18 protein-coding genes are annotated in these 13,756 nt (G+C 52.1%); 8 read left to right on the forward strand and 10 right to left on the reverse strand.

All coding sequences use genetic code 11. The features are described from left to right. Positions 1-12 precede the first annotated feature (12 nt). The 6 genes from IPK30_02890 to IPK30_02915 are packed head-to-tail and all read right to left on the reverse strand — an operon-like array spanning position 13 to position 5,214. Positions 13-555, reverse strand: a complete 543-nt coding sequence (locus IPK30_02890; GenBank protein MBK8102261.1) for a hypothetical protein — start codon at positions 553-555, stop codon at positions 13-15. Between the two features lie 20 nt (positions 556-575). After that, positions 576-1,739 carry an acetyl-CoA acetyltransferase gene (locus tag IPK30_02895; GenBank protein MBK8102262.1) on the reverse strand — a complete coding sequence of 388 codons (1,164 nt, stop codon included), beginning with the start codon at positions 1,737-1,739 and terminating at the stop codon, positions 576-578. Beyond that, complete coding sequence (locus IPK30_02900) at positions 1,736-1,933, reverse strand: hypothetical protein (GenBank protein ID MBK8102263.1); 198 nt, start codon at positions 1,931-1,933, stop codon at positions 1,736-1,738. Before IPK30_02900 ends, IPK30_02895 begins: the two co-directional genes overlap by 4 nt. Further along, positions 1,921-3,186 carry a 3-hydroxy-3-methylglutaryl CoA synthase gene (locus tag IPK30_02905; GenBank protein MBK8102264.1) on the reverse strand — a complete coding sequence of 422 codons (1,266 nt, stop codon included), beginning with the start codon at positions 3,184-3,186 and terminating at the stop codon, positions 1,921-1,923. The genes IPK30_02900 and IPK30_02905 overlap by 13 nt, the downstream gene beginning before the upstream one ends. 5 nt (positions 3,187-3,191) lie before the next feature. Next, a complete protein-coding gene (locus tag IPK30_02910; GenBank protein MBK8102265.1) occupies positions 3,192-4,073 on the reverse strand; it encodes an SDR family NAD(P)-dependent oxidoreductase in 882 nt (293 codons plus the stop codon). Between the two features lie 13 nt (positions 4,074-4,086). After that, positions 4,087-5,214, reverse strand: coding sequence for an acyl-CoA/acyl-ACP dehydrogenase (locus IPK30_02915; protein ID MBK8102266.1), 1,128 nt, complete (start codon positions 5,212-5,214; stop codon positions 4,087-4,089). Positions 5,215-5,314: 100 nt separating this feature from the next. On the opposite strand from IPK30_02915, the gene IPK30_02920 reads away from it, so the two are divergent. Further along, positions 5,315-5,560, forward strand: coding sequence for a hypothetical protein (locus IPK30_02920; GenBank protein ID MBK8102267.1), 246 nt, complete (start codon positions 5,315-5,317; stop codon positions 5,558-5,560). A gap of 33 nt (positions 5,561-5,593) precedes the next feature. Here IPK30_02920 and IPK30_02925 read toward each other — a convergent pair whose 3' ends face one another. Both IPK30_02925 and IPK30_02930 read right to left on the reverse strand, forming a co-directional pair. Continuing rightward, positions 5,594-5,854, reverse strand: a complete 261-nt coding sequence (locus tag IPK30_02925; protein ID MBK8102268.1) for a hypothetical protein — start codon at positions 5,852-5,854, stop codon at positions 5,594-5,596. A 252-nt stretch (positions 5,855-6,106) separates the two neighbouring features. Then, entirely contained in the window at positions 6,107-6,712 is a 606-nt protein-coding gene (locus IPK30_02930) for a hypothetical protein (protein ID MBK8102269.1), read from the reverse strand. 197 nt (positions 6,713-6,909) lie between these two features. On the opposite strand from IPK30_02930, the gene IPK30_02935 reads away from it, so the two are divergent. Then, entirely contained in the window at positions 6,910-7,869 is a 960-nt protein-coding gene (locus IPK30_02935) for a WYL domain-containing protein (protein MBK8102270.1), read from the forward strand. Positions 7,870-8,080: 211 nt separating this feature from the next. Next, entirely contained in the window at positions 8,081-8,524 is a 444-nt protein-coding gene (locus tag IPK30_02940; GenBank protein ID MBK8102271.1) for a hypothetical protein, read from the forward strand. Between the two features lie 32 nt (positions 8,525-8,556). On the opposite strand, the gene IPK30_02945 is transcribed toward IPK30_02940, so the two are convergent. Then, complete coding sequence (locus tag IPK30_02945) at positions 8,557-9,006, reverse strand: XRE family transcriptional regulator (GenBank protein ID MBK8102272.1); 450 nt, start codon at positions 9,004-9,006, stop codon at positions 8,557-8,559. 396 nt (positions 9,007-9,402) lie between these two features. Between IPK30_02945 and IPK30_02950 the strand changes: the two genes are divergently transcribed. Genes IPK30_02950 through IPK30_02970 form a run of 5 tightly spaced genes read left to right on the forward strand, consistent with a single transcriptional unit; the run spans position 9,403 to position 11,888 of the window. Beyond that, the gene (locus tag IPK30_02950; protein MBK8102273.1) at positions 9,403-9,783 is read left to right on the forward strand and encodes a DUF423 domain-containing protein; all 381 of its coding nucleotides are present in this window, start codon (positions 9,403-9,405) and stop codon (positions 9,781-9,783) included. Between the two features lie 2 nt (positions 9,784-9,785). Then, on the forward strand, positions 9,786-9,986 hold the full coding sequence (thiS, locus tag IPK30_02955; GenBank protein MBK8102274.1) for a sulfur carrier protein ThiS: 201 nt from the start codon (positions 9,786-9,788) through the stop codon (positions 9,984-9,986). Between the two features lie 2 nt (positions 9,987-9,988). Next, the gene (locus IPK30_02960) at positions 9,989-10,780 is read left to right on the forward strand and encodes a thiazole synthase (protein ID MBK8102275.1); all 792 of its coding nucleotides are present in this window, start codon (positions 9,989-9,991) and stop codon (positions 10,778-10,780) included. An 11-nt stretch (positions 10,781-10,791) separates the two neighbouring features. Next, positions 10,792-11,532 carry a tRNA (guanosine(46)-N7)-methyltransferase TrmB gene (gene trmB / locus IPK30_02965; GenBank protein MBK8102276.1) on the forward strand — a complete coding sequence of 247 codons (741 nt, stop codon included), beginning with the start codon at positions 10,792-10,794 and terminating at the stop codon, positions 11,530-11,532. Beyond that, entirely contained in the window at positions 11,529-11,888 is a 360-nt protein-coding gene (locus tag IPK30_02970) for a hypothetical protein (protein ID MBK8102277.1), read from the forward strand. The genes trmB and IPK30_02970 overlap by 4 nt, the downstream gene beginning before the upstream one ends. A 19-nt stretch (positions 11,889-11,907) precedes the next feature. Here IPK30_02970 and glmS read toward each other — a convergent pair whose 3' ends face one another. Then, a complete protein-coding gene (glmS, locus tag IPK30_02975; GenBank protein ID MBK8102278.1) occupies positions 11,908-13,740 on the reverse strand; it encodes a glutamine--fructose-6-phosphate transaminase (isomerizing) in 1,833 nt (610 codons plus the stop codon). Between the last annotated feature and the right edge of the window lie 16 nt (positions 13,741-13,756).

Below are 13,756 nucleotides of genomic sequence, written 5' to 3' on the forward strand. Positions count from 1 at the left end.
TCACATTATTTTTTAACGCATAGCGCGACAAATACCCGCGCTGCGCAATACACCCGCCAAACGCCCCAAGGCCTGTTGCAGTGCCGCATTTACCACCACAGCATCACTCTCAGAAGATGACGAGGCTTCACCGACAGCAACATCCAGATACGATTGCCCGTTCGGTTTAAAAACTTGAAATTGCAGACTGATACGAACATACAGTGTGCTATCGCGATACGCGCCAGTTCCACCATCAAATCCCAATGTCACTACCGGCGGGACAGACCCAGCAACCGCAGGGCGCGTTTCTTTCCAAAACACTTTTTGCACAGCTTGATCCAATAATTCGCCCAGTGCCACGCTGCGATCATCGCCTCCCAAAGGCAAACTAAAACTTTTGGTGAGATCACTTAAATAAATGGGCGAAGTGCACATGTGCTGCATTTCTTGCGCATTCAGCGTTAACACAAATTTTTCTGGTGCGGCGCGCTGTTGTGGTTTTTCTTTCGCCACACAACCTGCCAGCAATATCAGCGATATTGCCAGCAGTTTTTTACACATCCTTGCGTTCATCGTGCAACACCTCACTGGGTTTATTTGTCGATGCCGATAATGCTTACTGCACAACCTGTCGGGAAGCCACCGATATTGTGCGTCAAGGCCATCGTCGGTTGCTTGCCGTTGTGCAGAGACAACTGGCGTTTATCCGCACGCCCCTGCAACTGCAACACATTTTCTACAATCATGCGCACGCCGGTGGCGCCGGTGGGATGACCAAAGGTTTTCAAACCACCGTCAGTATTCACCGGCAATTCGCCTTTCAAGGTAAAGGTGCCGTTGGCGATATGTTCTTTCGCTGAACCTTTGGGAATAAAACCCAAATCTTCGTAGGCGAGCAGTTCCGTTAAAGTAAAGCAATCATGCACTTGGGCAATGTGGATTTCTTTGAACGGATTACTGATGCCGGCAATTTTATACGCTTCCGCCGCGGCATTTTCTGTCGGCTTCCAGCGCAAAAAGTCGTGGTCGGGGTCCGTGTGCGGATTCGCCGCCGAGCCACTCGCCACCGCTTTTACATACACGGGATCATCGCGGAAATTTTTTGCCAGTGATGCTTTAGTAATCACCGCCACCGCCGCACCATCGGATTGCGCGGCGCAATCATATAAACCAAATGGCCAAGAAATCATGCGGCCGTTCAGCGCATCTTCTTCGGTGATGATTTTTTTCAAAAATGATTTTGGTGACAGCGTGCCGTTGTAGTGATTTTTCACCGCAATTTTCGCTAAGTCTTCACGACCTGCGCCAAACTTTTTGAAATACGGCGCGGCGCACATGGCAAACCAACCCGCGGGTGTCGCCGGCAAATCGCGCACGCCTTTGATATTCACGCTAGGGCCAGACACGCCGCGATCCTTCGGTTTGTCATAACCCACTACCAACACGGTGTCATACACGCCGGCTGCAATTGCCATCACGCCAGCGCGGAAGGCTTCTGTGCCGGTGGCGCAGTAGTTGGAAACCGCCGTGAGGGGTTTGTATAACTTGAGTGCTTCACTGACTTCCACCGGGCCATTTTTGGTGTACAGCGAGCCGCAATAAATCGCGTCGATTTGTTTAGCTGGCTCGGTAATACCCGCATCGGCATACGCTTCGTACGCCGCTTCGACAATCATATCTTCTTCGGATTTATCCCAGTTCTCACCGAACTTGCAGCAACCGACGCCGACTATCGCCACTTTATCTTTGATACTCATGCGGCAACTCCTTCAGCGCTTACTGAAACAACCGGCGTACATTTCCAGAAATAATTCGGGCGCAAACCCACGCGATGGATACAGCGAAAAGTAAATTCCACGGGCAAATCCACGGCGATTTCTTTGGCAGAAATCTCACCAATTTGCATGTGAATGCGCGGACCAGCCGTGCCATCCGCATTCACCACTTCCACGATACCGACAGCCGTTGGCGGCTCTGGCGAGGGAAAAACGCATCCAAAGTGTAGGTCACCACTTTGCCGCTTAAATCGCTGTAGCAAGCGGGCGTCCACTGATCTTTGCTGTGACAGCGCACGCACACGCGCCCTTTCGGAAATTGATGCGTGCCGCAGTGTGTGCACTGCTGACCTTCCAAAGACAAATCTTCATCGCGCTCACGAAAATGCACCGTGGCAGAAATGCCTTGATCGTCCACTTCTGGATATTCCGTGATCGTCAAACCGCGCGCTTTCATGTATTTGCCGTAAGCATCCACCACTTTGCGGCGCACCAATAAATCATTCACGCTGCGATACGCTTCTGCTTTTACGCGCGCACCATTGACTGTGAACAACAAGGCTTCGGCACCGTCACCGTAATTAGCGACGAGAATTTTTTCACCGGCTTTCGCTTGTTCCAATGCAGCAATCAACAACAGCGGTGCAAACGCAGCGCCTGCATTGCCAACTTTACCAAACAAAGGTTCTTGGATCTGCTCTTTCGCAATGCCCGCCGCTTTGCTCATTTCACCGAGCGAGCGCGCTTCCGGCGCATACAACACGGCTTTGTTGATTGCACTCAACGCCACGCCGCTTTTTGCCGATAAACCTTTGATCGCGGCTACCGTATTTTCGATATAGCCGTGCACATTAACGAAACGATCTTCCCAACTGTGCGCAAAGCGATCGCCCTGCTTGCGCCAAATATCAATAATTTCTGTGGTGTGCGCACACGCACAATCCAACGCGGCGATTGCGCCTTCTGCTCCAATCAAAAACGCAGCAGCAGCATCGCCAGTATTCGTTTCAAAACCAGAACCGGGCGCGCCCATGCGACAATCAGCAGCAATTACCAACACGCGCTGCGCGCTGCCTGCTTTTACCGCATCAATGGCTGACTGCAGTGCGATGGTGCCTGCGCGCGTGCTGTGTGAAATATCCGCCGTGCGCACATCACCTTTCAAGTTCAGTGCTTTGGCAATAATCGCCGCGCCCTGTTTTTCTGCAAACGCGTAAGTGGTCGTGGCAAACAACACAGCATCCACACGCGAGCGATCAAAACCCTGCAAACAATTTTGTGCCGCAGCCACAGCCATCGTCACGCTGTCTTCATCCATCCACGCCACGGCTTTTTCAGGCCCGCCGTCTTTCGGCGCTTTACCGGCGATTACCGACAGCGGCAAACGCATGCGCGGAATGTACGCGCCGTAAGAAACAATACCAGCCATTTGCATCACTCCTTCACCGGCGGTTTGACGCCCGCATGAAATGGATAAGGTTTGCCGAGCATGCCGAAAGCGCCAAACTCTGGCGGCATGTGTTGTTTGAAATGTTGACGAATATCGTCGATTTCCCAACCGCCCGGTTTAATCAATGTTTTGCCGTAATGCGGTTGCACCATGTGCGAAATGCGATCGCCGCCGGTGCCAAAAATTTGTCCAGAAACATAACTCGCTTCGTCGCTGCACAACCAGCACACAATGGGACCGTTATTTTCTGGCGGGAAAAATGGCATTTTGTCCGCATCAGAAAAAGTCGCTGACATATGCGTCGTCGCCAAAGGACCGATCGCATTGACGCGAATGCCGTGTTTTGCCAATTCCATCGACCAAGTGTAAGTCATGGACGCAATCGCACCTTTGGCGGCGGAATAATTGGTTTGACCGAAGCTGCCAAAATGCGCGCCAGAAGTGGTGTTGATGATGGAGCCGCCGCGACCCTGCTCAATCATTTTTTTGGCTGCCGCTTGCGCAATCCAAAATGTACCCATGACATGAATGCGCCACACAATATCAAAATCCGCGTCTTCCAATTTCAGCATGGTTTTATCGCGCACAATGCCTGCGTTGTTGATCGCAATATCGATACTGCCAAATGCATCGACGCACTGTTGAATGAGCGATTCACAGCCCGCGCGCGAACCGATATCCGCATTGCTGGCAATGGCTTCGCCACCAGCCGCTTTGATTTCATCAGCAACTTTTTGCGCTTCTTCTAACAGAATGTCATTGACGACCACTTTCGCGCCGTTTTTTGCCAAATGCAGGCAATGTCCGCGACCCACACCGCGACCGCTGCCGGTGACAACTGCCGCTTTACCTTCGAGAAGTTTCATCACATTGACTCCATCACGCCGCATCGAGAATCAATGCGGCAATACGCTTTTCGAGATACGCGCTGTCCCAGTTGGTCAACTGCCAGTGTTTGGCGCGACGGAAAAACAACTGCGGATCGCCTTCAGAAGTAAAACCAAAACCGCCGTGCACTTGCACGCCGGTGGCCGAGGCATCGCGCAACACATTGCAAGCTTGCAGCTTGGCTTGCAGCGCTAATTTCTCATACGGCTTGCCGTTGTCTATCGCCCACGCTGCCTGATACACCAGCACTTTTGCGCCTTCGATTTTCACAATTAAATCCGCGAGGTAATGCGCAATCGCTTGGAAAGAACCGATAGGTTTGCCAAATTGCACGCGCTGTTTGGCGTAATCCACCGTCATTGCGTGAATGGCTTCTGCTGCGCCAATCGAGCGCGCTGCCAATGCAACAATGGAATGCGTCATCGCGTTTTCCCACGCAGCCCAGAAACCTGCCGCGTTCAACACATCAGCGGCATTGACGGCAACATTATTGAAATCGACTTGAAACAGCGTGTCGTCAGCGTGATTGCGCTCGCGCGTCAATGTCACACCAGAGGCTTTCGGATCCACCAACACACCGATCACATCCTGCACACCTTCACCAGCGCGCGCCAACACCAGCAAGCGCGTAGCGGATGCCGCAAACGGCACCATGATTTTTGTACCGTTCAACACATAGCCATCGCCTTGTTTCACAGCGCGCATCTGTACACCTTCCGCACCAAAACCGTTTTTCGGCTCTAAATGCGCAGGCACGATGATGGCCTCACCGCTGGCGATGCCAGACAAAAAGCTTTCCTGTTGTTGCGCCGTGCCGGCCAACTCCAACAACTTGGCAGACAACACACAGCTCGCCCAATGCGGGCTGGGTGCGAGCGAACGGCCAAACTCCTCGTACACAATCGCCATTTCCAGCGCGCCCCACGCCATGCCGCCGTGCGCCTCAGGAATCCCCAAACTGGTGATGCCCAGCTCGGCCAACTGCTGCCAGAACGGTGCGGAGTAGCCCGCCTCATCGCGCTCCATTTCGCGCACCACGGCGGACGGCGACAATTCTTCACAAATACCGCGCGCGGTATCGCGCAGCATCACTTGTTCTTCGCTGAAATCGAGATCCACAACGGACTCCTCTGAAGGCTTTAACGAAACGGAAAAGGGCGGGCATTCTACCATTCCGGCAGCATCACAGTACCCAGATGCCTCCCTAGGCAGAGCGAAGGTGGCGCTATTGCGACAAGCCGCACTCAGGCGACAGGCAGTGTCGCGCTTGTCATCAATAAGCCGTTACGCGCTGTTATCGGCAAGTTGGGCTGGGTATGCCATGGCCAGCTTGTGTACCTGCGTCGTGGCCGTGATTTGCAAGCAGGATGAAGTGGCAGATGCTGCCGCTTCCGTGTTCTGGACATCCCTCACCACAGCCGTTGGCACATGGGCAGCTGAAGAAATACAGGAGGCAATAGTGTGACTGCCTACAAAAAAATTATGAATAAATAAACACTTAGCTTTTATCAAAACACTCATCTTCGCTTTCCAAGCGTTTTTGCAGCTTGTCACAAATTTCTCTGATTCTGGCTTCACCCGCTGGAGTGGCTCTTATGATATGAATGTATTTACCAAACACAGAACAAAACTCTCTCCAGTCATTTTCTTCCCATTCTTTTTTTGAGGTCATCAGCTCCATCCAGTGCAGTACTTCATCTGCACTGGCCTGTGTTTGATCAGGGTGTTCGTCATCACCAAATAGCGAGGTTTGTTGCATACGAAAAAGCTACCAATACCGCTGATTCAATCGTCTCCGCAAAGGCGGAGGGATGTTTTTTACCAGCAAACGCAATAAAGGATTATCCAGCGGTTTGGTACCTATCTCCGCCCCGCAACGCGGGCAATGCGGTGTAAAAAACACATCACCCTCCATGCAGGCAATGCCGGAATAGTGGCATTGGGTACACACGGTTTTTACAGGCCTTGAACCGGGAAATGGCATGAAATTTCTCTTTTTTGTCGATGACTGTTATTTGCGCATCCAGTTCACAGCCAAACCGGCACACGCCACGCCTGCAGCAACGCCGAGCCATTTTGGCCAAACAGATGGCTCATCTTGATGTTCCTCTTGTTTCAGCAGCGCTTCCAAACGAGCAGATGCATCCTTCAAAGCAACATCAGTTTCCTCAAAAACAGCAGCAGTTGCCTCTGCGATTTTCTCCAGCTCTTCCAGATCGGTTTCGATAACTTCTTCTTGAATTGATCCTGATAGATCAGCCTCATCCGCCAGCTTCAACATTTCTTCATCATCGTTTTCATCTTCAGCGGCATCCTTTTTACGAGGTTTTTCCAGGCGGTTTTCTCCATCCGCCCACGGCACATCAATACCCAAACTCTTCAAGCCATCCAGCAACTCTGCTGCACTAAAGTGAGAAGTTTTTCCTTCTGCATCTCGTATAACAACCTGCTCACCCAAAATATTTGCCTTTTCTTCATCCAATAATTCATCCCACTGGACTTTAGTGTTTGCTAGGCAAGCCATAAAGCGCGCACGCCTTTGGCAGGCAGCCATTTTGGCTTGCATGTTGGCTCTTTCTTTTGCTCTTTCTTTTCGTAATTCATCTGATGTACTCATGGTATTTCCCTCTTGTGTAAAAGTGCATCAATAACGCACCCGCATTTGCAGCATAGCTGTGCCTGCTGTGCTGGAACGGCGAGGAATACTTTGGGCGACGCAGGCTGTCGCGCAACACTAGGAGGACTGGTCAGCGCACGATTTGACAGGTAATAATGGAGCGCAGATAAAAACAACAAACCAACACAGAGGTCATCTTGGGCAGCAGCACCATCTCCGCCACCTATCGCCAATGGCTCATGCTACAAAACCTGCCGCGTGGTCGCTGGGCTGGCACGGCCGAATTGCAGCAGGTGCTGCAGCAGGAAGGCATTGATGTGAACCTGCGCACCATTCAGCGTGATCTCGTTGCCATGGCCGAATTCTTCCCACTGGAATCCAACGGTCTTTCACCGCAGGGTTGGCGCTGGAAAAGCGATGCGCCCGCCACCCAGCTCCCGCATATGACCAGCAGCCAAGCGCTCACTTTTATGATGGTGGAGCAACACCTGAAGCTGTTGATGCCCACCAGCGTGCTGAAAGAACTGCACCCGTGGTTTGATAACGCCCGTCAGCAGATGAAGCAAGGCGTTTCACCAGCGCACCGCTGGACAGACAAAGTGCGCATCGTCCCGCCCACGCAGCCGCTCATTCCACCCACCGTTGATGCTGAAGCCCTGCAAACCATTCAGGAAGCCGTGCTCAAAGAGCGCCGCATCGACGCGCTGTATGACAGCCGCACCAAGAAAAAAGCGCTCAACCTTGAGCTTGATCCACTCGCCATCGTGCAGCGCGGCACCGTGCTTTACCTCATCGCCGTCGGCAAAAGTTTAAGCAGCGGCCAGGCTACCGATGCCATCCGTTTATTTGCTATGCACCGCTTCAAAAAAGCGTGGCTGCGTGATGAAAAAGCACGCAAACCCAAAGACTTCAACCTTGATGATTACCTCACCAAAGGCGGCCTCGGTTTTGGTGATGGCAGCATAAAAAAACTGAAGGTGATTTTCAGCAAAGAAGCTGGCGAGCATTTGTACGAATCAAAATTGAGTAAAGATCAAGTAATAAAAGAATTACCGGATGGCAGACTTGAAGTCACCGCCACTGTTGCCGATACGCCGCAATTGGCGTGGTGGTTGAGGGGAATGGGGGCATCCGATAGCACAAAAAAACATCACTAAACAAAAGGAGAAAAAGAAACACACACAAGCAAAGAAAACAAAACAATAAAAAAATCAAAAAAGGAAAATGAAATATGAAATTATTACTGAAGACAAAAAACTGCACATTTTTTGTTGCTGCGCTACTGATGTTGGCAGAAGGCAACAAATTGACCATTAAAAAAGATGGAAATGCCAGCATGTTTTATAACGGCATGGTGAGGTAAAACCCATGAAAAACTCGTCTATCGCAGTCATCAGCGCAATGTTTGCAGTGCTTTCCTGTTCAGCTTTTGCAGAATCTACCTGCGCATCGAAAGTCATTTTTTCCTGCACGACCACAAAAGGCAAAACCGTGGAAGTGTGTGATGCGGGTTCCACCATCAAGTACAGCTTCGGAAAAAAAGGGGCGCCGCCTGAAATGGTGTTGGCCATTCCCCGCGCTGCGGCATCCACTCACCAGTGGGACGGCATGGGCAGATACATGAGTTACAACGTGCAAATTCCCAACGGAAACACGGTGTACGAAGTATTCAGTTCCGTGGACAAAATAGAGCAGGAAATAACATCCGGCATCAATGTCGAAATTGCTGGGAAACATGCCGCGACACTGACATGCAAACCTGAAACGGTCATCGACAATATTGAAGGTGTGGAATTGCCGCCTGCTGATTGAAAAAAAACAATCCCATTGCTAAAAAAGCGCCGCTAAAGGGTAGTGCGAGCCACTTCATACTGCGCTTGCGGCAGCTTGCCCTGCTTGTACAGCCATGCTGCCACTTCCGGCCAAGGGTACAGTGCCGACCCTGACGACAAGCCGTACACCGGCGACGGGAAACTGCCATCACCGCGTTTGTTTTTTGCATACAGCGATAGAGCAGCACGGGTAATACCTGCTCGTTCAGCCATCTCCGCCAAACTTGCCACACCAGTCTCTTGCACAACCAACTGGCTGAAACCAGCGGCACGAATATCTGCCAGTGCTGTTTTAATGGCTACTTCCGCGCTGTCGGCTTCACGGTCAAACTCCAGATACACCGACTGGTTATAACTGCACACCAACGCGTCATCACAGCCTGCTTCAAACAGCTTGTCTTCCAAATCTGCCATATCTGCCCGTGCGTCGCGGACAACAATGGTGAAATGATAGGTGTTCATTTTCTCACTCCCCGTTGCATTGATTGATTTTTCGCAAAATTTGCTTTGCGTGATTTTCAGGATTACGCGGCGTACTCCACACACTCATCATGTGTTCCGTGTGCCCTGCCTGACAGCGAAGACGACAAAACGCATGCGCTGACTTCCCAGCCTCAACAATATTCCAGCCATTCGCTTCTGCATATTCCAATGCCTCCCTGATATATTTATTGGGATGTTTCTTCACGGTCGCATTCCTTGCTCTAGTGAGTACAGCATAGGGATAAGTGTTGACAAATGTCAACACTTAGGTGGTTATGTAAACCAGAATAGCGCCGCCCTTAATAAAGCACCTAGCAAAGTCCAATAGCTTCAAGCTGCTACAATGCGCAGCGCTGACATTTGCACGGATTTTTCATGCTCCCCCCATCACCCTTCCTGGTTCTTGCTGCGCTGAGTGGCTTTCTCGCCGTCGCCCTCGGCGCCTTTGGCGCGCATGGTTTGAAAGACCGCCTGCCCGCGGATTTGCTCGCCGTTTGGCACACCGCTGTGCAGTACCAGTTCTGGCACACACTGGCGCTGTTTGGCGTGGGCGTTTTGATGGCGCAGGGGTTCAATACCCGAGCGCTCACCGCAAGCGGCTGGCTGTTTGCCGCTGGCATTGTGTTATTTAGCGGCAGTCTCTACGCGCTGAGTTTGAGCGGCATCCGCTGGCTGGGCGCCATCACCCCTATCGGCGGCGTGCTGTGGCTGGCGGCGTGGGGCTGCTTGGCTTACGCCAATTTCAAAGGGCAGTAAGCGTGCAGATTGTTGTGAACGGTGAAACCACCGCCGTGGCAGATCAAGCCACTATCACGCAGTTGATCGAACAATTGGGCTTGACTGGCAAACGCATCGCTATCGAAATCAACCAAACCATCGTGCCACGCAGCGCGCACGCCAGCACCGTTTTACACAACGGTGACTGCGTGGAAATTGTACATGCCATCGGCGGAGGCTAAACATGAGCACGCAAGACAAACCACTGGTAATCGCCGGTAAAACCTATCGCTCGCGCCTGATCGTCGGCAGCGGCAAATACAAAGACCTCACCGAAACGGCGGCAGCTACCGAGGCTTCTGGTGCCGAGATGATTACGGTAGCCGTGCGCCGCACCAACATCGGCCAGAATCCCAACGAGCCGAACTTGCTGGATGTGGTGCCGCCCTCGCGCTACACCATCCTACCCAACACCGCCGGCTGCTACACCGCCGCCGAAGCGGTGCGCACCTGCAAGCTGGCGCGCGAGCTGTTGGACGGCCACAAACTGGTGAAGCTCGAAGTGTTGGGCGATCAAAAAACGCTATTCCCCAATGTCACCGAAACTCTGATCGCCGCCGAAGAATTAGTGAAAGATGGTTTTGATGTGATGGTGTACACCAGCGATGACCCACTGGTCGCCCAACGCCTCGAAGAAATCGGTTGCTGCGCGGTGATGCCGCTGGGCGCGCCGATTGGCTCTGGCCTCGGCATCCGCAATCCTTACAACTTGATGATGATTTTGGAAAACGCCAAGGTGCCTATCATTGTGGACGCTGGCGTTGGCACGGCCTCCGATGCGGCCATTGCCATGGAATTGGGCTGCGACGGCGTGTTGATGAACAGCGCCATCGCTCACGCACAAAATCCGGTGTTGATGGCCAGCGCCATGAAAAAAGCAGTGGAAGCAGGGCGCGAAGCCTTTCTCGCCGGTCGCATGCCGCGCAAGCTGTACGCCAGTGCCTCATCGCCGCTAGACGGGTTGATCCATCGCTGACACTGTTTTTTATGCGCACCCTGCAACCGCAATTCAAGCAAAAATCCATACGCTCCTATGTCATTCGCAGTGGGCGCATCACGCCCGCGCAAGAAAAAGCGCTCGCGGAAGATTGGGCTGTTTTCGGCCTCGACCTGCACCAAGGCAGCGCCGCCTTAACACAGGCTTTTCCCAGCCCTGCTAACGAGCTGGTGTTAGAGATCGGCTTTGGTATGGGCGATTCCCTGCTGGAAATGGCTGAAAAAAATCCAGCGCAAAACTTTATCGGTATCGAAGTGCATGTGCCGGGTGTCGGCCGTTTGATGAGCGAAGCGCGCAAGCGCAAGCTGCAAAACTTGCGTATATTCTGCGCAGATGCGATTGATGTGTTGCATGACTGTATCGCAGACGGCAGCTTGTCTCGCGTGCAGCTCTACTTCCCAGACCCGTGGCACAAGAGCCGCCACCACAAGCGCCGCATCGTGCAGCCCGATTTCGTCGATCTCGTCGTGCAAAAACTGCGCACAGATGGCGTGTTGCACATGGCAACGGACTGGGAGCCTTATGCGGAAGTGATGCTCGAAGTAGCATCAGCACATTCACAATTAACAAATATGGCAGGAGGCGCACAATACAGTGCACGACCCGACTACCGTCCTGAAACCAAATTTGAACGGCGCGGCGAAAATCTAGGACATGTCGTACATGACTTACTTTTTCGCAAGCGTGCTAGACTCTGCGCAACAGCACCACCAAAGGCTGACTCCACATGACTGATGAAATCCCCGTACTAAAACCCCTGACTCACGCCGACAGCCTCGCTGTACTCGACAGCTGCGAAGCGCTAAAAAAACTGCCGCACATCTATGAAAAAGTGAAAAAGCTGTGGGGGTTTCCCGCCTTCTTCAACTACATGGATTCGTTAATGCTCGTTGAGCAAGGCCGAGAAAATCGCCAAGGTTTTCCAGAAGATGTCTACCGCGACCTCATCGCACTAGAAAAGTTTTTCGTCGAGCATCCTGAAGCCGCTTCACACCCCTCGCTCGTAGCAATGGACCGTGAAGAAGTTCGACGAATCATTGAAGAGCGGGCGCTTAAAATCAATTACACCGCTGGCGATAGGCGTTAAACGCGATAGAGTGTGGCGACTATTCCACCGTCACACTCTTAGCCAAATTACGCGGCTGGTCGACATCCGTGCCGCGCATCACTGCCACATGATATGCCAATAGCTGCAGAGGAATGCTATACAAAATAGGCACTAGGTTGGCGGGCATCTCTGGCAAGCGAATACAGCAAATTCCCGTTTCATCCAGCACATGATTTTGCTCGCGCAGCACAATCATCTGCCCACCGCGCGCACGCACCTCTTCAATATTCGACATCATTTTGTCGGTCAGCTCGTTCTCTGGCAGCAGTGCCACAACGGGCATATGTTTATCCACCAGCGCCAGAGGGCCGTGTTTCAATTCACCTGCCGGATACGCTTCCGCATGAATATATGAAATTTCTTTCAGTTTAAGCGCACCTTCCAGCGCCACCGGAAATTGTTCGCCGCGCCCTAAAAATAAAGTGCTGTGAATTTCGTCAAACACTTTGGCGATTTTTTTGACTTCAGAATCCAGCTTCAACACTTCGCGACACAGAGCAGGCAGCTGATGCAAGGAATCTATCCACGCTTTTTCCCGTTGCGCATCCGGTTGATTGCGACGCGCCAAAGCCAGTACCAACAACTGCAAAGCCACCAACTGACTGGTAAAGGCTTTGGTAGAAGCCACGCCAATTTCCGGGCCAGCTAAAGTCATCAACGAAAAATCGCTCTCACGCACCAGCGCGCTATTCGCCACATTGCAAACAGCCAAGCTGCCGATATAACTGCTGCGATCCAAATTTTTCAGCGCCGCCAAGGTGTCGGCCGTTTCACCCGACTGCGAGATGGCCACAAACAAGGTGTTTGGCAACGGCTTGCGCTGGCGATAGCGAAACTCGCTGGCCACTTCCACCTGACAAGGCAAGCCTGCAAATTGCTCTATCCAATAACGCGCCACCATGCCAGCGTGATAACTGGTGCCACAAGCCACAATTTGCACCGCTTTCGTTGCGTCTAATTTTTCGCGCGCCTCTGCACCAAAACATTCTTCCACCAAATGATCTTTGGCAATTCTTCCCTGTAGCGTTTGCTCAAAAACTGTTGGCTGTTCAAAAATTTCTTTCAGCATAAAATGGCGATAACTGCCTTTATCCGCCACATCGTGCAGCTCTTCAACTTTCTCCACCGCGCGCTGTTGCTGCACGCCTTCTTTATCCCACACCGCTACCGCATCCTGCGTGACAACCGCCACATCACCTTCGGCGAGATAAATAAATTGATCCGTAATCATGCGCAGTGCTAACGGATCGGAGGCAACGAAATTTTCGCCGTAACCCATGCCCACCACCAACGGACTACCTTCACGCGCCACGACAATTTTTTGCGGCTCGCGCACGGCAATAACCGCCAGAGCATACGCACCTTCTAATTGTGCAATCGTGCAACGCACTGCTGACAACAAATCGCCGCCAGCTTTCCAGCAATCGTCAATCAAATGCACAATGGTTTCTGTGTCGGTTTGGCTGCAAAACTGATAGCCCTTTGCTGTCAACTGCTCACGCAACTGTTGATGATTTTCGATAATGCCGTTATGCACCACGGCAATACCGTGATCGCCAGAAAAATGCGGATGCGCATTGGCTTCACTCGGTTTGCCGTGCGTCGCCCACCGTGTATGTGCAATACCGAGACCACCGGAAATTGGATCTTCTTTCAAACTCTGTTTGACATTGACCACTTTGCCTACGCGCTTGCAGGCGCGAATGGCACCATTTTTTTCCAACACCGCAACACCCGCGGAGTCATAGCCGCGATATTCCAAGCGCGTCAAACCCTCCACCAAAATATCGGTGATATTTCTTTCGGCAATAGCCCCTACGATTCCGCACATATTTGCTTCTCAAATT

Source organism: Cellvibrionales bacterium, from assembly GCA_016713115.1.
Lineage (GTDB): Bacteria > Pseudomonadota > Gammaproteobacteria > Pseudomonadales > UBA7239 > UBA7239.